Annotated in this window: 19 protein-coding genes; 5 read left to right on the forward strand and 14 right to left on the reverse strand. The window is 72.4% G+C overall.

What is annotated here, in order from left to right; all coding sequences use genetic code 11:
- From VME70_14535 to VME70_14560, 6 genes are all read right to left on the reverse strand, one after another.
- The coding region (locus VME70_14535) for an MFS transporter (GenBank protein HTW21416.1) at positions 1–1,041 on the reverse strand (1,041 nt) is incomplete at its 3' end.
- Between the two features lie 159 nt (positions 1,042–1,200).
- Positions 1,201–3,972, reverse strand: coding sequence for a type I DNA topoisomerase (gene topA, locus VME70_14540; protein ID HTW21417.1), 2,772 nt, complete (start codon positions 3,970–3,972; stop codon positions 1,201–1,203).
- Positions 3,973–3,998: 26 nt separating this feature from the next.
- Positions 3,999–4,595 (reverse strand): hypothetical protein, encoded by a 597-nt coding sequence (locus tag VME70_14545; protein ID HTW21418.1) that lies wholly within the window; start codon positions 4,593–4,595, stop codon positions 3,999–4,001.
- Between the two features lie 57 nt (positions 4,596–4,652).
- Positions 4,653–6,995, reverse strand: a complete 2,343-nt coding sequence (locus tag VME70_14550; protein ID HTW21419.1) for a sodium-translocating pyrophosphatase — start codon at positions 6,993–6,995, stop codon at positions 4,653–4,655.
- A 136-nt stretch (positions 6,996–7,131) separates the two neighbouring features.
- On the reverse strand, positions 7,132–7,587 hold the full coding sequence (locus VME70_14555; protein HTW21420.1) for an ATP-binding protein: 456 nt from the start codon (positions 7,585–7,587) through the stop codon (positions 7,132–7,134).
- A 22-nt stretch (positions 7,588–7,609) separates the two neighbouring features.
- Complete coding sequence (locus VME70_14560) at positions 7,610–7,954, reverse strand: STAS domain-containing protein (GenBank protein ID HTW21421.1); 345 nt, start codon at positions 7,952–7,954, stop codon at positions 7,610–7,612.
- 190 nt (positions 7,955–8,144) lie between these two features.
- Between VME70_14560 and VME70_14565 the strand changes: the two genes are divergently transcribed.
- Positions 8,145–10,448 (forward strand): DEAD/DEAH box helicase, encoded by a 2,304-nt coding sequence (locus VME70_14565; protein HTW21422.1) that lies wholly within the window; start codon positions 8,145–8,147, stop codon positions 10,446–10,448.
- Here the strand turns inward: VME70_14565 and VME70_14570 are convergent.
- The 7 genes from VME70_14570 to ssd all read right to left on the reverse strand — a co-directional run bounded on the left by VME70_14570 (position 10,426) and on the right by ssd (position 15,256).
- Complete coding sequence (locus VME70_14570; protein ID HTW21423.1) at positions 10,426–10,824, reverse strand: Rv3654c family TadE-like protein; 399 nt, start codon at positions 10,822–10,824, stop codon at positions 10,426–10,428. The genes VME70_14565 and VME70_14570 overlap by 23 nt on opposite strands.
- Positions 10,821–11,255 carry a TadE family type IV pilus minor pilin gene (locus tag VME70_14575; GenBank protein ID HTW21424.1) on the reverse strand — a complete coding sequence of 145 codons (435 nt, stop codon included), beginning with the start codon at positions 11,253–11,255 and terminating at the stop codon, positions 10,821–10,823. The genes VME70_14570 and VME70_14575 overlap by 4 nt, the downstream gene beginning before the upstream one ends.
- Positions 11,252–11,446, reverse strand: coding sequence for a DUF4244 domain-containing protein (locus tag VME70_14580; protein ID HTW21425.1), 195 nt, complete (start codon positions 11,444–11,446; stop codon positions 11,252–11,254). Before VME70_14580 ends, VME70_14575 begins: the two co-directional genes overlap by 4 nt.
- 186 nt (positions 11,447–11,632) lie before the next feature.
- A complete protein-coding gene (locus VME70_14585) occupies positions 11,633–12,334 on the reverse strand; it encodes a type II secretion system F family protein (protein HTW21426.1) in 702 nt (233 codons plus the stop codon).
- The gene (locus VME70_14590) at positions 12,331–13,131 is read right to left on the reverse strand and encodes a type II secretion system F family protein (GenBank protein HTW21427.1); all 801 of its coding nucleotides are present in this window, start codon (positions 13,129–13,131) and stop codon (positions 12,331–12,333) included. Before VME70_14590 ends, VME70_14585 begins: the two co-directional genes overlap by 4 nt.
- Positions 13,125–14,174, reverse strand: a complete 1,050-nt coding sequence (locus tag VME70_14595) for a TadA family conjugal transfer-associated ATPase (GenBank protein ID HTW21428.1) — start codon at positions 14,172–14,174, stop codon at positions 13,125–13,127. The genes VME70_14590 and VME70_14595 overlap by 7 nt, the downstream gene beginning before the upstream one ends.
- Positions 14,171–15,256, reverse strand: a complete 1,086-nt coding sequence (gene ssd, locus VME70_14600) for a septum site-determining protein Ssd (protein ID HTW21429.1) — start codon at positions 15,254–15,256, stop codon at positions 14,171–14,173. Before ssd ends, VME70_14595 begins: the two co-directional genes overlap by 4 nt.
- 358 nt (positions 15,257–15,614) lie before the next feature.
- Between ssd and VME70_14605 the strand changes: the two genes are divergently transcribed.
- The 4 genes from VME70_14605 to VME70_14620 are packed head-to-tail and all read left to right on the forward strand — an operon-like array spanning position 15,615 to position 18,305.
- Positions 15,615–16,415, forward strand: a complete 801-nt coding sequence (locus tag VME70_14605) for an HAD family hydrolase (GenBank protein HTW21430.1) — start codon at positions 15,615–15,617, stop codon at positions 16,413–16,415.
- 41 nt (positions 16,416–16,456) lie between these two features.
- On the forward strand, positions 16,457–16,900 hold the full coding sequence (locus VME70_14610; protein ID HTW21431.1) for a phage holin family protein: 444 nt from the start codon (positions 16,457–16,459) through the stop codon (positions 16,898–16,900).
- Entirely contained in the window at positions 16,897–17,811 is a 915-nt protein-coding gene (locus VME70_14615; protein HTW21432.1) for an alpha/beta hydrolase, read from the forward strand. The genes VME70_14610 and VME70_14615 overlap by 4 nt, the downstream gene beginning before the upstream one ends.
- The gene (locus VME70_14620) at positions 17,799–18,305 is read left to right on the forward strand and encodes a DUF309 domain-containing protein (protein HTW21433.1); all 507 of its coding nucleotides are present in this window, start codon (positions 17,799–17,801) and stop codon (positions 18,303–18,305) included. The genes VME70_14615 and VME70_14620 overlap by 13 nt, the downstream gene beginning before the upstream one ends.
- Here the strand turns inward: VME70_14620 and VME70_14625 are convergent.
- Positions 18,302–18,643 (reverse strand): hypothetical protein, encoded by a 342-nt coding sequence (locus tag VME70_14625; protein HTW21434.1) that lies wholly within the window; start codon positions 18,641–18,643, stop codon positions 18,302–18,304. The genes VME70_14620 and VME70_14625 overlap by 4 nt on opposite strands.
- Positions 18,644–18,669 lie beyond the last annotated feature (26 nt).

Here is an 18,669-nt window from a genome sequence, read left to right on the forward strand (position 1 = left end):
GGCGACGATGGCCAACGCCAGGTTCGGAACGATCGCGTCGATCGCGAGAGTGATGCCGCACGCCGTGATCGCCAGGCCCACGACCCGGCGACGGGAGAACGGACCGATCAGCCGCGGCCCGAGGAACATCCCGGCCGCGAGCCCGATGAAGACGGTGCCGAACAGCGTGCCGTACGCCGCGTCGCCACCTTGCAGGTCATGGGCGAAGCGCTGGGACAGCCCGATGACGGCGGCACCCGCGCCGGTGGCACCGCAGATGCCGAGCACGAGTCCCTTCAGCCAACGCTGCCCGCCGAGGAAACGAAGCCCTTGGACGATTGAGGAGATGAAACCGACCTGTTCGCCGCCCTGCCCGATCTGGCGTTTGTCGTCTCCTGCCGCGCTGTTGATCTGGTGCAGGTTGAGGATCGTGATCGCGGACACCATGAACGTCGCCGCGTCGATGTAGAGCGCGAGGTTCACCGGGTTGGTGCGGAAGAACGACAGGTTGTGCGCAAGCACGCGGTTGACGAACGCAAGCGCGGTGAACACGGCCGCCGCAACCGCGCCGAAACCGTACGTCGTCACCAGGTTGAGCTGGTTGGCCGCCTCGAGCTGGTTGCGAGGCACGAGGTTGGGGATCGACGCTTCCTTCGCCGGGATCCAGAACAGGCTGTTGCACTCGATCAAGAACGACGCGACCAGCAGCCACCACAGATGCAGCTCGAGGGGGATCGACAAGAACAATGCGAACCGCACGAGGTCCGTGACCACCATGGTCGCCCGCCGGTTGAACCGGTCCGCCCAGGCGCCCGCGATCGGGCCGATCACCAGCGCCGGCAGCAGCCGGACGAACAGCACGCCGGCGAGGGCGTACGCCTTCTCCGAGTACGACGGCACCAGCTCGGTGGCGAGTGACGTGGTCGCGAGGAAGCCGAGCCAGTCGCCGAGGCTGGACAGCGACAGCGAGATCCACAGCCGCCGGAACGGCTTGATGGCGAGGACGTTGCGGACCTCGGTCTCGGGGGGCGGCGAGGCGGCGACCTCGCTGAGGTCGCGCACGTGCGCGCCGTTGCGGATCAGCCGCCGGCCTCCGGGAATGTCCCCACTCCTTGCCTGAGGGAACGTGCGAGGCGATGGTACCGAGCGTTTCCCCGCGCCGCGTCACCCTTCCGCACGCATCGGGACGGTCCGCGGATCACCCAGGGGCGCGGCGCGCGCCTAGGGCGCGAGCTTCTTCGGTGCTCGCGTCGCGGTCTTTCGCGCGGTCTTCTTGGCCGGCTTCTTCGCCGCCTTGCTCGCTGTCTTTTTGGCGGTGGTCTTCTTGGCCGCGGGTGCGGCCGCGCGCTTGCCGGCCCGCTTCGCCGGTGCCGGCCCACGGGCCCGCCGCTCGGCGAGCAGCTCGGCCGCGCGTTCGAGGGTGAGCGAGTCGATCGCATCCCCCTTGCGCAGCGAGGCATTGGTCTCGCCGTCGGTCACGTAGGGGCCGAACCGGCCTTCGCGTACGACCATCTGCCGACCGCTCGAAGGGTCGGCGCCGACCTCGCGAACCGGTGCCGCCGCCGCCCGCCGGCCACGGGCCTTGGGCTGGGCGAACAACGCGAGCGCATCGTCGAGAGAGACCGTGAACAGCGCGCGCTCGCTGTCGAGAGAACGCGAGTCGGCACCGCGTTTGACGTAGGGACCGTAGCGACCGTTCTGCGCGGTGATCTCCTCGCCGGTGGCCGGGTCGACTCCCAGCGACCGCGGGAGGGACAGCAACGCAAGCGCGTCGTCGAGGGTCACGCCCTCGACCGACATGTCCTTGAACAGGGACGCGGTGCGCACCTCACCACCATCGAGCGGCTGGGTCGTGACATACGGGCCGTACCGACCGCTGCGCACGAGGATCGGCTCGTTCGTCGAGGGGTGCTGCCCGAGCAGCCGCTCGTCACTGGTCTTGTCGAGCAACGACACTGCTCGCTCGACGGTCAGCTCGTCGGGCGGCAGGTCGTCCGGGATGCTGGCGCGCAGGTCACCCTTCTGCACATATGGCCCGTAGCGCCCGACCCGCGCGACCACCGGCTCGCCGTCCTCCGCGACACCGATCGGCAGCGAGTTGACCTCGCGCGCATCGATCTCGCCCAGGCGGTCGTCGACCAGCTGCTTGAGCCCGTGCGGGTCATCCGCGCTCGACCCGTCGTCACCGAAGTAGAACCGCGACAGCCACTCCACGGACTGCTCGGATCCGTTCGCGATCGCGTCGAGATCGTCCTCCATCGCGGCGGTGAATCCATAGTCCACCAGCCGCGCGAAGTACTGCTCGAGCAGTCCCACGACCGCGAACGCCGTGAACGACGGCACCAGCGCCGTACCCCGCTTGAAGACGTAGCCGCGGTCCTGGATCGTCGAGAGGATGGAGGCGTACGTCGAGGGCCGCCCGATGCCCAGCTCTTCCAGTGCCTTCACCAGGCTCGCCTCTGTGTAACGCGCCGGCGGTGAGGTCGAGTGCGACTGCGGCTCGATGCGGTTCGCCGTCAGCGGCTGTGCCTCCACGACCTGCGGCAACCGGGTCTCACGATCGTCCCGTTCCGCGGCGTCGTCCTCGGTCTCCTCGACGTAGGCGCGCAGGAACCCGGGGAACGTGATGACCTTGCCGCTGGCAGAGAACTCGACGTCCTCGCCACCGGACGAGCGGGCACCCACGCGCACCGTCACCGACCGGCCAACCGCGTCCGCCATCTGCGATGCAACCGTCCGCTGCCAGATCAGCTCGTAGAGGCGGTACTCGTCGTTGCTCAGCTCGCTGCGCACCGATGCCGGTGTGCGGAACGTGTCGCCGGCCGGCCGGATTGCCTCGTGCGCCTCCTGCGCGTTCTTCACCTTGCGCTCGTAGCGGCGTGGCGCGTCGGGGACATACTCCGCGCCGTAGAGCTCCCTGGCTTGGGCGCGCGCCGCCGTCAACGCCGTCTCGGAGAGCGTCGTGGAGTCGGTCCGCATATAGGTGATGTAGCCGTTCTCGTACAGCCGCTGGGCGAGCGACATCACGAGCCGGGCGGTGAGCCGCAGCTTGCGGCTGCCTTCCTGCTGCAGCGTGCTCGTCATGAACGGCGGGTACGGCGAGCGACGGTACGGCCGCTCGTCCACCCCGCGAACGGCGAAGTCGCTATCGGCGAGCCGGTCGGCGAGGCCGACCGCATCAGCCTCAGCCAGGTGCACGACGTCGCGGGTGAGCCGACCGCTCTCGTCGAAGTCCCGGCCGGTCGCCACGCGCTTGCCGTCGACCGAGACCAGGCCGGCCTCGAACGACGTCGGGTCGCCGGCGACCCCGGGCTCGGTGCCGGTGTCGAACTCCGCGAGCAGGTCCCAGTAGTCCGCCGAGCGGAAGCGGATCCGCGCTCGCTCGCGCTCGACCAGCAGCCTGGTCGCGACCGACTGCACGCGGCCGGCCGACAGCCGCGGCATGACCTTCTTCCACAGCACCGGCGAGACGCCGTACCCGTAGAGCCGGTCGACGATCCGCCGGGTTTCCTGGGCATCGACCAGCGCCCGGTCGATCTCGCGCGGGTTGGCGACCGCATCACGGATCGCGGACGGCGTGATCTCGTGGAACACCATGCGATGCACGGGGACCCTCGGCTTGAGCACCTCGCGCAGATGCCAGGCGATGGCCTCGCCCTCGCGGTCCTCGTCAGTGGCGAGCAGCAGCTCGTCGGCGCTCTTCAGCGCGCTGCGCAGCTTGGCCACCTGCTGCCGCTTGTCCGGGTTGATGACGTACACCGGCGCGAAGTCGTGGTTGACGTCGATGCCGTAGGTCTTCCAGAGGTGCTTCTGTTCCTTCGGCATCTCACCGGCGCCACCCGGCAGGTCGCGAATGTGCCCGATCGAGGACTCGACGACGTAGCCGTCGCCGAGGTAGCCCGCGATCGTGCGCGCCTTGGCCGGCGACTCGACGATGACCAGCCGGCGGCGTCCGTCGCCGTCGGCTGATTCCGGGTCAGTCTCGCGGGCCACACCTGTTCCTTCGTCGTTGGGTGCTGTCACTGGTCGTGCACGACCGGCCAAGCATCGTCCGGCACGCCGGCCGGCCGGTCACCGACCAGCTCGAGCAACCGGGCCAGCCGCCGCCGGCCCACGATGCGGTACGCCGGACCGTCGGCACGAGGACCCACGAGCACCCCCGGAACTCCCGCAACGGCGAGGGCCGAACCGACGGAGAGCCAGGCGTGCTCATCGCTCGCGCCGAGCGCAAGGGTATACATGCCCGGCGCCGACCGCCCTGCAGCGAGGCACCACCAGCGCAACCGGGGGCCGTCGAGCAGCCATCCGGCGGGCGGGTGCTTGACCGCGCCCCGCGCCCACGCGTCGGCGAGCGGCCGCAGGCCTGGCAACCACGGCGTCGCGATCGCGACGCCGAGCTCGGTCGACGTGCGCTGAGCGGTCATACCGAACGCGGCGGCGAGCTCGCCTTCCAGGACGGCAGCGCGCCATCCGTCCGCGACCACCACGGAAATTCGCGCCGCGTCGGCGCGCCGGGCGAGCTGGCCGTTGCCGGCCAACAGGCCCTCGAGATCGTCGAGGCCGGGCGGCCGGGCGCTCGCACCGAACAGCGAGAGCTGTCGCTGGTCGTCCGCCATGACGCCAGTCCTACGGCGTACCGGCCGGGATTCGGTCGCGGACGCGACGATCGCCGGTCAGACGGCGGCCGGCTGGGCGGGTTCGGCCGGCGAGCTGCTCATGTCGACCTGGCGCCGCTTGCTCACGACCACCGCCGCGACGATCCCACCCAGCGCGACGATGCCGACGACGATCCGGATCGCGTTGTTCTGGTGCGGGCCGTGGATGCCGTACTTGACCACCGTGGGCGCGATCAGCAACGAGACCAGGTTCATGACCTTGATCAGCGGGTTGAGCGCGGGTCCGGCGGTGTCCTTGAACGGATCTCCGACCGTGTCGCCGATGACCGTCGCGGCATGCGCCTCCGAGCCCTTGCCGCCGTAGTTCCCGTCCTCGACCAGCTTCTTCGCGTTGTCCCAGGCGCCGCCCGAGTTGGCCAAGAAGATCGCCATCAGAACGCCGGCCGCGATCGCTCCGGCGAGATAGGCGCCGAGCGGCTCCCAGCCGAGCCAGAACCCGGTGGCGATCGGTGCCAGGACGGCGAGCAACCCCGGCGTGGCGAGCTCGCGCAGCGAGTCCTTGGTGCAGATGTCGACGACACGGGCGTAGTCCGGCCGGACGCTGCCGTCCATGATCCCCGGGAAGTTGCGGAACTGCTCGCGTACCTCGATCACGACCCGCCCGGCCGCGCGCGCGACCGCGCTGATCGCGAGCCCGGAGAAGAGGAACACGACCGAAGCACCGATGATCAGGCCGAAGAGCACGTTGGGCTTGTCGATCGACAGCGAGAACGCGAACGTTGACGACTGCTGCACCTTGACCGCGTTGACCGCGGTCGCGAACGAACCGAACAACGCAGTCGCGGCCAGCACCGCGGTCGCGATCGCGATGCCCTTCGTGATGGCCTTCGTCGTGTTGCCGACCGCGTCCAGCGCCGTGAGCACCTCGGCGCCCTCGCCGGTGACGTCGCCGGACATCTCGGCAACGCCCTGCGCGTTGTCCGAGATCGGGCCGAACGTGTCCATCGCGACGATCACGCCGACGGTCGTCAGCAGGCCGGTGCCGGCAAGGGCAACCGCGAACAGCGACAGCACGACGACGCCATGGCCGAGCAGGAAGGCGACGTACACAGCGCCGCCGATCAGGACCGCTGAGTAGACCGCGGACTCGAGCCCGACCGAGACCCCGCCGAGGATCACCGTGGCCGGCCCGGTCAGCGACGCCTTGCCGATGTCTCGAACCGGACGCCGCTCGACCTCGGTGAAGTAGCCGGTGAGGATCTGGATCGCGCTCGCGAGGACGAGGCCGACCAGTACGGCGAGGAACGCCATGACACGCGGGTTGCCGGACAGGTTGACGACGTCGGCCTCGCCGCCGCCGACACCGAACTTCGCGTAGGACGAGGGCAGGAAGACGAAGGTCACGATCGCGACGCCGATCGCGGCCGCGATCGCGGAGATGAAGAACCCGCGGTTGATCGCGGTGAGACCGGTGCGGTCTCCGTCGCGGGGGGCGGTCACGAACACGCCCAGCACCGCGGTGATGACGCCGACCGCCGGGATCAGCAGCGGCAGCACGAGGCCGTCACGCCCGAACGCGACCTGGCCGAGCAGCAGGGAGGCGACCAGCGTCACCGCATAGGACTCGAACAGGTCCGCGGCCATGCCTGCGCAGTCGCCGACGTTGTCGCCGACGTTGTCCGCGATCGTTGCGGCGTTGCGCGGGTCGTCCTCGGGGATGCCCTGCTCCACCTTGCCGACGAGGTCGGCGCCCACGTCCGCGGCCTTGGTGAAGATGCCGCCGCCGACCCGCATGAACATTGCGAGCAGGGCGGCGCCGAACCCGAAGCCCTCGAGCACCTGCGGTGCGTGACTGTTGAAGATGAGGGTGACGACGCTTGCGCCGAGCAGACCGAGGCCGACGGTCAGCATGCCGACCGTTCCGCCGGACCGGAACGCCACCCGGGTCGCCGCCTTCGCGCCGCTGGATCGGGCGGCCGCCGCCGTACGAACGTTCGCTCGGGTCGCGAGAGTCATCCCGCAGAACCCGACGAACGCCGAGAACGTCGCGCCGACCAGGAAGAACAGTGAGCGGCCGATCCGCGAACCGGTCGTGTCCGCGGGCAGGATGAAGAGCAAGCCGAAGATGACCACCGCGAACGGCGCAAGGGTCGTGAACTGGCGCCGCAGGTACGCGCTCGCGCCTTCCTGGACCGCCTTCGAGATGTCCTGCATCCGAGGGGTGCCCTGGTCGAACGCGAGCACCTCGCGCGCGAAGAAGGCGGACACACCGAGCGCGAGCACCGCGATCACCGCGATCACGGCCACGATGCCGTGGTCGTTGCCGGACAACGATGCGGGATTGTCGGCGAGCGTCCGGGATACCTCGGCGATCGGCGCGTGCAGGGCGAGCGGGGACATCAGGGTCCTTCTGGTCGACGGCGTTGGCGACAGGGAAACCCACCCCGGAGCAGGCAGGTGGCCGCGCAGGCTGTTATAGCGCGCCGAGTGTAGTCGGGAAGCGCGTTCTCATGCGTTCCACCCGAACGGACCGCGATCAGCCGCCGCCGTTGCCGGTCCGGGAGATCGGCCAGGCCATCGTCACGTGCGTACCCGCAGGGTCGCTGGTGACGAGGACCTCTTCGACCAGTCCGCCGATGACCACCAGGCCGAACCCGGGCGGGAGCGCGTCCAGCGAGCCGTCGGTGCCGACCGTGGCCGCAAGCCGCGCGGCATCGAGAGAGGACAAGCCCGGCTCCGGGTCGTCCTCGAGCGGACCCACGTCCGTGACCTCGACGGTGAACCGGCTGTCGTCGTCGCACAGCCGCATCCGCACGGGTGTCTCCGGAGCCCGGTTGGTGTGGACTCCGACCGCGCGCGAGCACGCCTCGCCGACCGCGAGCCGGACCTCGTCGAGGGTGTCCTCGGCCACACCGACCCTCCGGGCCATCGCCAGCGCGACCAGGCGCGCCGTACGCACGTGGGCGGGCAGGGGCGTGAACGTCACGTCCACCGTGGCCATCGTGGAGCTCGAGCTACTCGGGGGCAGCGGCGAGTGCGTCGTCCACGGACTCGTGGATCGGGAAGACCTTGGTGAGGCCGGTGATCCGGAAGATCTTCAGGATGCGGTCCTGGGTGCACACCAGGTGCAGCGAGCCCTCGTGCGAGCGGACCCGCTTGAGACCACCGACGAGCACGCCCAGCCCGGTCGAGTCCAGGAAGTCGACGTTCTCCATGTCGATGATCAGGTGGTAGCTGCCGCCGGACACGAGGTCGATCAGGTGCTCGCGAAGCTTCGGCGCCGTATAGACGTCGATCTCGCCACCGACCCCGACGACGGTGCGGTCACCCTCGACCTTCGTGGAGAGTGTTAGGTCCACGCGTTCCTCCAGCGGAAGCTCACGCCTCGATTCACGGTCCCCTCCCATCAAACCATCACGCTGCGCCGTTTCCCGAATGCGCAGGGCGTGCGCAGTCCTACCCCGCTGGCAGACTCTTAACAGTGATCGCTGATCTTGGCTCGCCGACCGCCCGCCGGAGCGGCCGGTTCGAGCGCCGGGGGCCGAACGGGTGACCGACCTCGCGCTCGCCCCGGGCTCGCCCCTGGACTGGCTGCTGCGCCGCCCCTCGCAGCGCGAGCGGATCACCCACGTCGAGCGGCTCGCGGCCCGTTCGGCCCGGGTGGCCGACTGGCCGGCCTGGGCGGCTCCCGAGCTCGTGGCCGCGCTTCGCGCTGCGGGGGTCGACCGGCCGTGGACGCATCAGGCGCAGGCCGCCGAGCTGGCCTGGACCGGGCGATCGGTGGTGGTGGCCACCGGCACCGCATCCGGCAAGTCCCTCGCCTACCAGCTTCCGGCGCTCTCCGCGGCCCTTCGCGGAGGTGGCTCGACCCTCTATCTCGCGCCCACGAAGGCGCTGGCGGCCGACCAGCTGCGCGCCGTAGGCGAGCTCGGGCTCGACCAGCTGCGCATCGCGACCTACGACGGGGACACCGGAATCGAGGAGCGCGACTGGGCGCGCCGGCACGCGGAGGTAGTGCTCACCAACCCGGACATGGCGCACCATTCGCTGCTACCCGGGCACGTGCGATGGTCCTCCTTTTTCAAGCGGCTGCGCTTCGTGGTGCTCGACGAGTGCCACGGCTACCGGGGCGTGTTCGGCTCGCACGTCGCGCAGGTTCTTCGCCGGCTCCGCCGGATCGCCGCGCACTACGGCGCCGACCCAGTGTTCGTCCTGGCCTCCGCCACTGTCTCGGACCCCGCGACGACGGCGCGAGCGCTGCTGGGAATCGACGTCTGCGAGGTCGTGGAGGACGGCTCGCCGCGCGCCGCCATCGACATCGCGCTGTGGGAGCCGCCGCTGTCGGAGCTGGCCGGGGAGCACGGCGCGCCGGTCCGGCGCAGCGTTACCGCCGAGGCTGCCGACCTGCTGGCCGACCTCGTGATCAGCGACATCCGGACCCTCGCCTTCATCCGGTCGAGGCGCGGCGCCGAGTCGATCGCGCTCGGTGCCCGCCGCGCGCTGCAGGATGCCGCGCCGGAGCTGACCGAGCGGGTCGCGGCCTACCGCGCGGGCTACCTGCCGGAGGACCGGCGCGAGCTCGAACGTGCGCTGCACGACGGCACGATCATCGGAATGGCAAGCACGAACGCGCTCGAGCTGGGCGTGGACGTCAGCGGGCTGGACGCCGTCGTCATTGCCGGCTGGCCCGGCACGCGGGCCTCGCTCTGGCAGCAAGCCGGCCGGGCCGGGCGCGGAGGCGGCCACGCGCTCGCCGTACTGATCGCGCGCGACGATCCGCTGGACACCTACCTGGTGCACCACCCGGACGCGATTTTCGGCCAGCCGGTCGAAGCCGCCGTCCTGGACCCCGACAACCCGTACGTCGTCACGCCGCACCTGGCCGCGGCGGCCGCTGAGCTGCCACTGGTCGAGGCGGACCTGGCCGGCTTCGGCCCGACCGCCCCGGCCGCAGTGCAGGAGCTGGTCGGCGCCGGGCTGCTGCGGCGCCGGCCGACCGGGTGGTTCTGGACCCGTCGTGACCGGGCCAGCGCGCTGGCCGACCTGCGCGGCACGGGCGGCGAGCCGGTCAGGATCTGCGAGGCCGGCACCGGCCGGCTGGTCGGCACCGTCGATGCCGCCGCCTCGCACGCGACCGTGCACACCGGCGCGGTCTACCTGCACCAGGGGCAGTCGTTCCTGGTTCGCGACCTCGACCTCGCCGAGTGCGTGGCGTTGGTCGAGGCGGACAACCCGGACTGGTCGACCTGGGCCCGAGACCGGACGGACATCTCGATCGTCTCGACCAGCCGCGGCGTCGACCACGGAGCGGTCACCGTGCAGGTCGGGGTCGTCGACGTGACCCAGCAGGTCGTCTCGTTCCTGCGACGGCGGGTGGGCACCGGCGAGGTGCTGGGCGAGGTCGCGCTCGACCTGCCGCCGCGCCAGCTCCGCACGGTCGCAACCTGGTGGACCGTCACATCGGGGCTGCTCGAACAGGCGGCGATCGAGCCTGCCCAGGTGCCGGGCGCGGCGCACGCAGCGGAGCACGCCTCGATCGGGCTGCTGCCCTTGGTCGCAACCTGCGACCGCTGGGACGTCGGCGGGGTGTCGACCGAGTTCCATCCCGACACCGGCCTGGCGACGGTGTTCGTCTACGACGGGCAGGCCGGCGGAGCCGGCTTCGCGGAGCGGGCGTTCGACCGAGCCGAGCAGTGGCTCACCGCCACGCGGGACGCGATCACCGCCTGCGAGTGTGAGGCCGGTTGCCCGTCGTGCGTCCAGTCCCCGAAGTGTGGCAACGGCAACGAACCGCTCGAAAAGGCCGCCGCGGTGCGGTTGCTCACCGCCGTCATCGCCGAGTGCTGGGGCTGAGGCCGCCGACGCCGCCGCTTGACGGACCCTCGCTCACGGGCCCGGCTCTGGCGACCGCGATCGCCGGCCCGAACCCGGCGAGTGGTCCGGGCAACGGGACGGCCACCTGCACAGTGGCGTCGGCGTCGCTGAGCCGGCACTCGCGCAGCACCGCGTCGTTCTCGTGTGCGAGCCGGGCGCCGATCGCACACGCAGCCGTGGGGCCCGCGACGACATGCAAGGCGACCGCCAACGCGCTCGCATCCGCGGCGGAGCGCGCCCGCTCGCCAGTCACCGCAACCACTCCGACGCCACCCGCGACCGCGGCCATGAGGCCGACGATCACCATCGCGATCATCACCCAGATGGTGGCGAAGCCGTCGTCGTCGGACCTCATGGCGCCGCGCCCGCGCTGGCCGGCTCGGCCGGGTCGGACACGCTTGCCCGCACGGTGATCCCCGGCACCAAGCGGCCGAGCCCCGGAATGGAAACGGTCGCCGCGACGGTGCCCGTGACGACCCCGTCCACGGCCGACGTCGTCAGCGTCGCGCCGCCGGGTGCGGCCTGCAGCGCGATCGCACGTACCGCCGCCGCCTGTTCGCCGCGGGCTGCCAGGCGAGCGGCGATGGCGGCGGCGTCGCTGCAGCGCAACTGCGCCAACACGACGACGAGCAGCCCGACTGCCGCGAGGGTCGTCACGACGAACGCCGGCAACGCGACCGCGAACTCTGCCGTCACCATGCCGGCCTCGCGGTCGCGCGGGTCCGGCGCGGGCGGCACGGCCGGCCCGGCCGTCGCCGGCCGGATCCGACCGAGCCGAGTAGTCACAAGCCCAGGTGCAGCGCCCGAGAGATGATGCTCTCGAGCAGGTTCGTGGCGAAGCCGCTGGTCAGCACCTTGAACAACAAGGCGCCGAAGCCACAGGCCGCGACCGTGCCCACGGCGTACTCAGCGGTCGTCATGCCGGCGTCCGCCGCGCTCTCCGCCCGGCTGCGCAGCCAGGCCAGCAGTCCACGCATCGCGCACTCCCTTCGACCGGCGGCCGGCCGGTGCGGACCCCGGCGCGCGCCGGGACGATCCGAGCGTCGCCGTCCGGGCCGGCGCCGCGGCGCGATTCCGGCCGGCTGTGCACGGCCGCGCCGGCCGGTCCGGGTGTGGGCAGCGACTCAGTACGGCGGCTGAGCGCAGCGCCTGGAGTGCACCGGCTAGTGCAGCGACGGGACCAAGCCGATGACGAGCGGCACGACGGCGACGAGGACGAACGCCGGTAAGAAGCACAGGCCCAGCGGGAGCACGAGCCACACGGATGCCCGCCGCACCTGCTGCTGCGCCCGCGCACGGCGGCGGGCCCGCAGCCGCTCTGCCGCGCGCTGCAGCTCGTCCGCGATTGCGGCGCCGCTCGCGCCGGAGCGGATCATCGAGCGCGCGATCGGCGACCGCACCGGGTCGACCAGCCATGGGGCCCAGGCCTCGGCCACCGGCGTACCTGCCCGCAAGGCGCTCGCGACCGATCGGCAGTGTGCAGCCAATGCAGGTCCGGCGGCGATCGTGACCGCGTCCAGCCCGTCCGCGACGGACGCGCCGGCGGCGACGCAGCCGGCCAGCAGGTCGACGGCCATCGCGAGCTCGGCAGGGTCGGTGGCCGTCGGGGTCGCGCGCGGGCGCAGGATGAGCGCCGCGGCCGCCATGGTTGTGCCGGCGAGCAGGCCGAGCAGTCCGAACGTCGCGCCGCCGCCGAGCGCGGCAACGACGACCACGGCAACCGCCACCGGCCCCCGAGGGCTCGGGCGGGACGTCGGCTCGACGGGGAGCGCCGCCACCGACCGCAGCCGACGGCGCGCGTCAGGTGTCGACGTCGCGAGCGCAGCCATCGCGAGCCCCGCGCACAGGCCGGCGAGCAGGATCACGCGCGCAGCGCGAGCCGGGCGATCGCGGACATGGCGGCCACGCCGGCGGCATCGAGGAGCACCGCCGCGCCCAACAATCCCCAGCCCAGCGGGCGGTGCAGCAGGAACCCGAGCGGCTGCGCGCCCACGGCGTCGCCGAGCACGAGCCCGAACGCCGGAAGCGCGGCCAGCAGGAGCATCGTCGCCCGCGGGCCGGCCAACGCTGCATCGAGCTCGCGACGCAGCTCGTCATCCGCCTCCAGCGCGGTCCCGAGCCGGTCGAGCACACCGGCGACCCGGCCGCCCACGGTCTCGGCGACCGACCATGCAGCGGCGAGGTAGCGCATGGCCTCGGCACCCTCGAGGGCTTGTGACCGGCCCAGCTCACGAGACGCGTCGCCACCCCGTGCCGCTGCGTTCGACGCGGCGAGAAGGTCGTCCCGAAGCGGACCGGACCCGGTCGCCACTGCGCCCAGCGCCTCGGCCGGAGTTCGGCCGGCGCGCAGCTCGGCCGCGAGCGCGAACGTCACCTCGACCACCGCAGCGCGCCTCGCCGCGGCCGCCGACCTGCGCCGGGCGCTGCGCAGCGACCGGGCCGCCAGCGCAGCACCCGCGATGCCCGACACGAGAACCACCGGCGACGGGTCGCTCGCCGCCGCGAGAACGCCGACCGCAGCCGCGGCAACCGCGATGCTGATGCGGTTGGCCGCGCCGGAACCGTTCGCCCGCAGCCGCGCCAGCCGGGGCCCGGCTCGCGACCGACCCCAGGCGACGACCATGGCCGACGCGGCCAGGGCAGCGGTCGCGACACTCAGCACGGCTCGGCCACCCGACGGTCGAAGGCCGGCGCACCGGGGCCGGCGACGACGTGATCCGATCCGAACCGGTACGCCGGGACCACCTCAGCGGCACCGCTCGAATCGGCGGAGAGGACGGCGATCGCGGCCACTCGCCGCCCGCCGTCCCGGCGGCGGACGAGGTGGACGACGGCGTCGACCGCGGCGACAAGCAGGCTGTGCGCGGCCGCGCGCGGAACCCCGGCGCGCGCGCACAACGACTCGATCCGCGCCGGCAGGTGCTCCGGCCGGTTGGCGTGGATCGTGCCGCATCCCCCGTCGTGACCCGTGTTGAGCGCCGACAGCAGGTCGAGCACCTCGGTCCCACGCACCTCGCCGACGACCAGCCGGTCCGGCCGCATCCGCAGCGCCTGCCGGACCAGGACGTCGAGGCCGACCGCGCCTGCTCCCTCCGCGTTCGCCGGTCGCGCCTCCAGCCGAACCACATGCGGATGGTGCGGCCGCAGCTCGGCGGCGTCCTCGACGATGACCAATCGCTCGGTGGGATCGACCAACGACAGCAAGGTCGAGAGCACCGTCGTCTTCCCGCTGCCGGTGCCTCCGGTGACGAGAAAGGCCAGGCGAGCGGCGACCAGGCGCCGCAACAGATCGGCGGCCTCGGTCGGAAGCGACCGGCGGGCCACCAGCTCGTCCAGCGCGAAGGTACGACGCGGCGGCACGCGAAGGCAGATGTGCGTCCCTCCCGGCGCGATCGGCGGCAGAACAGCGTGCACTCGTACGCCGTCGGGCAGGCGCGCATCGGCATAGGGCGCCGCGTCGTCGAGGCGCCGGCCCCCGGCCACCACGAGCCGGACGGCCAGGCGCCGCGCGGTCGCCTCGTCCGGGACGACGACGGACGTGGGCACCAGACCGGCACCGCGATCCACCCAGATCGGGCCCGGACCGTTCACGAGCAGATCAGTGACCGTCTCGTCCGACAGCAGCGGTTCGAGCGGGACACTGCCGCCCCAGTCGCCACCGAGCGATCCGGCGAGGTCGGGCGCACCGTCCGAAAAGCCGGTCACGCGGTCGCCCCCGCTGGTACCTCGGTGGCGGCGGCCAGCACGGCCTCGGCGGCTTGCGCCAGCGATCCGCGCGACCGCCCGATCGGCAGCCGCCCCTGCTCGGCGGCTGCGGCTACCGCCGGCTCGTCGCGCAGCACCGCAACCGCGGGCGGCGAAACCGCACCCGTCACGTCCCGGACCGACAGCTGGCCGCGCGAGCTGATCCGGACCGCCAAGCACAACCTCGCCTCGGCGCTCGCAAGCGCGCGTGCAAGGACCGCAGCGGCGGCGACGGCGCGCACCCGGTTGACCACCACGATCACCACCAAGTCGGCGGATCCGGCGAGCAACGTGCTGCCGGGATCGAAGCGGCGCGGCAGATCGACCACGGTGCGGTCGAACCCGCGCCGGCCCGCACTCAACACCGCCGCCGCCGCTCCCGCGGGCAGATCGGCCAGCGGGGTACGGCCGAAGGACAGCAGCCGGAGCCGGTCGAGGTCGACCAGCGCCGCACCCAACCGCTCGGGGTGCAGCCGGCCGCGCGCGCTCGCCAGGTCCGCCCATCGGACCCCCGGGCGGTCCTCGGCGGCGAGCAGGACGTCGAGGCCCCCGCCGTACGGGTCGGCATCGATCAGCAGCGCAGGGGCGGCACGCGCGGCGGCGATGCCCACCGCGGCCGCGAGCGTCGAGGCGCCCGCCCCGCCGGAGCCGCCGACCACCGCGATCACCGCACCCTGCCGCGCGGGCGGCTCGGCCGCGCCGCAGAGCAGCTCGACCAGCCGCCGCTCGTCGGCGGGCAGCGTCAGCACGGCTTCCGCGCCGATCGCCACCGCCGCGCGCCAACCCGCCTCGTCGAGCCGCTCGAGCGCCGCCACCAGCACGCCGCTGCGCCGAGGCAGGGCGGCGGCGGCCAGTTCCCCCAACCGGTCCGGGCCGACGATCACCGCCGCGGCCGATCGCCACGCGGCGGGGCTCAGCAGCGCGGCGCGACCCGCGGCGACGGGCATCGTGGCGGCCAGACCCGCCGCCGTCACCAGCCGGCCGACGGCGGCCCGCAGGTCGTCCCGTTCGCAGGCCACGAGAACGGTTGCGGCGGCGGGCATGACGGCGACGATGGCGGTCCGGACCGGCCCGCGCACCCCCGGTTACCCGGGTGGTGGACGCCGCATAGTGCCCGACAATCTGGGGATAAGTCGCCCATGCGCCGTTCGACCGCCAGCGACACCGAAAGTTTCTTTGCCAAAGGGTTTGCCTGAGCCGGTCGAGGGAACAGAATCAACTGTCAACTGCAGATGACCCACGGACTGGCTCGACTCAACCCCCCGGAGTTGGGCCTTGCGACGGCCCCCGCTATCCCCCCCAGCGGGGGCCGTCCCTTGTCCGGCGTACCGCTCTCGGTGTCCGGCTCCGCCAACCACCGACGGTCCGGACGCGAGCGATCCGGCCTCTACCCTGGGCCCCGTGTCGGATGCCGCCGCATTCTTCGACCTCGACAAGACGATCATCGCGACGTCGAGCACGCTGGCGCTGGGCCGGGCCTTCCGGGAAGCGGGTCTGATCACCCGCCGGTCGATGGCGAAAGGCGCTTATGCGCGGCTGGTCTACCACCTCGGCGGAGTCGACGCCGACCGGATGGACCGCCTGCGCGACGGGCTGGCGGCGACGATGACCGGCTGGGACGCCGAACAGGTGCGGTCCGTGATCGCAGGCGCGCTGAGCGAGCTGATCGACCCGCTGGTCTACGACGAAGCCGTTGCCCTGATCGAGGACCATCATGCGGCCGGGCGGGCGGTGGTGATCGTCTCGAGCAGCGGCGAGGAGGTCGTCGGCCCGATCGGCGAGATGCTCGGTGCCGACCAGGTGATCGCCAGCCGGATGGTGGTCGAGGCCGGTCGCTACACCGGCTCGCTCGCCTTCTACGCGTTCGGCTCCTTCAAGGCGGACGCCATGCGTGAGCTCGCCGCGCGCAACGGCTGGGAGCTCGGCGATTGCTACGCCTACAGCGACTCGCACACCGACGTACCCATGCTCGAGGCAGTCGGGCATCCGTACGCCGTCAACCCGGACCGGGCCCTTCGGCGCGAGGCCGCGGTGAGGGATTGGCCGGTGCTGACGTTCGCGCACCCGGTGCCGCTGCGGTCGCGGTTCCCGACGGTGCCCGCGCCTCGCCGCTCGGTCGCGGTCGGGGTGGCCGGAGCCGCAGTGGTCGCTGCCGCGGCCGGGTGGCATGCTGCGCGAAGCCACGCACGGCGGGACGGATAGCCGTCGAGTCGACGGATCGGCAACAGAGGTCAGGAGGCAAGGTGGCGTCAACCCGTACCTATGGCGGCAACGGAACGCCGGTCGACGAGCAGTCCCTCGGGGAGCTGTTCGCGACCGCGACCCGGGACATGTCGCTGCTCATCCATCAGGAGATCGAGCTCGCCAAGACCGAGCTGAGCGCGCAGGCCGCAAAGGTCGGTGTCGGCGCCGGTTTACTCAGCGGGGCCGGGGTGTTCGGGATCTTCACCCTCGTCCTCGCCGCGTTCGCCGGCGGGTTCGGCTTCGCGGCCGGCCTGAACATCGGCGTCTGGGCAGGCTTTCTGTGCATGGCCGGGGTGTTCGGGCTGGTCGCCGCGATCCTGGCCGGGCTGGGCGTCCTGCGTATGAAAGGACTGAGCGGTCCCAAGCGCACTCAGCGAACGGTGAAGCTCTCGATTGCCTCGATCCGCCACCCGCGGAAGAAGTCCACCCCGACGCCGGGATGAGCAACCGCCGGCTGGTCGACGACTCCGCCGTCCTCATCGACGGGCCGTGGACGCATCGGCACATCACGGCGAACGGGGTGCGCTTCCATGTCGCGGAGGCGGGCACCGGGCCGCTGGTGTTGCTCTTGCACGGGTTTCCGCAGTTCTGGTGGACCTGGCGCGACCAGATGGTCGGCCTCGCCGATGCCGGTTACCGGGCCGTCGCTCCCGACCTGCGCGGGTACGCCGCGAGCGACAAGCCACCCCGCGGGTACGACGCACCCACCCTCGCCGCCGACGTGGCGGGCATGGTGCGGGCGCTCGGCGAGCGCGATGCGGTGATCGTCGGCCAGGACTGGGGCGGCCACCTGGCCTGGTCGGTTGCCGCGTTGCACCCCACGGTCGCGCGTCGCATCGTGATCTGCGCGAGCCCGCACCCGCTGCGCTGGGCGCAGGCCTTGCGCCACGACCGCGACCAGCGGGCCGCGAGCCGGCACGTCGCGCGCTTCCAGCTGCCCTGGGCGCCGGAGCGCTGGCTGGTCGCAGACGACGCCGCCAATGTGGCCGCACTGCTGCGCGAGTGGGGCGGCCCGCGCTACCCGGACCCGCAGGCCGAGCGCCGATACCGGGATGCGATGCAGATCCTCTACACCCCGAACCGCGCGCTGGAGTACTACCGCTGGGCGGCCCGCTCCACTACGCGAACCGATGGCCATCGCTACCGCCGGGCGATGCGGACTCCGATCGACGTACCGACCCTGCAGCTGCATGGGGCCCTCGACCGGGCAGCGCTACCCCGAACCGCGCAGGGCTCCGGCCGCTATGTCGCCGCCGACTACGAGTGGCGGCTGGTCGAGGGGGTCGGGCACTTCCCGCAAGAAGAGGTGCCCGAGCTGGTCACCGGCGAGCTGTTGCGCTGGTGCAAGGGCTGAGCGGGCCCTCGGAGCGGCGCGACCGGGACGCCACCGGACGCCCACGCAACGCGCGGGTCCGCGACCGGCTCGGCCGCCCACTCGCCCGATCCGCCGGGAGCGCCGAGGCCGAAGACGAGCCCGCGCTGCCGCCGGCCGAGGCGCTGGTAAAGGCCCAGCAGCTGCTCGACGCGGGCGCGCCATTCACCGCACACGAGGTCCTCGAAGCGGTCTGGAAGGCCCCCGGCACCGCCGGCGAGGAGCGCGGCTTGTGGCGCGGGCTTGCGCAGCTCGCGGTGGGCGTAACCCACGGCCTGCGCGGCAACCAGGCCGGCGCGCGGGCGCTGCTCGACCGTGCGGCCGAGAGCCTCGCCGGGTTTGCCGGCAGCTCGCCGTACGACGTGGACGTCGACGGCTTGCGTTCGTGGGCGGCCTCGACCGCCGCGGACGCCGCTGCGCTGGAGGTGCTCCCGCGGTTGACGCGGCCGGGCGGTGCTCCCGGCACCGTTGGCTAGGCCGCGGCGGAGCGTTCGCGGGCGCGCACGCCGAGCGCGTCGAGGAATGCCGCTGCGGACCGCTCGAGTCGCCGGGCCGCCGCGCGGTTCGGCGCGTCGACCACGAGCCGGAGCTCGCAGCCGGTGACGTCGGACGGCGTGACGGTGATGTCGCCGGCCAGCGACCGGTGGGCCGGGTCAGTCACGTGCAGCTCGGCGGTGAACTGGTCACCGTCGCGGGTGGGTGGCTGCACCCGCCAGGAGTAACCGGCATCCGCCCAAGGCTGCGGCTCGGCGAGCAGCAGCGCGACGCCGGGCGGGTCGGCAACCACGCGGCGGGTGACCGTGACGCGGGTCATGCTCGCCTCCTTCGTTGCCATTGTTG

The sequence above is a fragment of the Mycobacteriales bacterium genome, from assembly GCA_035504215.1.
Taxonomy (GTDB): Bacteria; Actinomycetota; Actinomycetes; order JAFAQI01; family JAFAQI01; genus DATAUK01.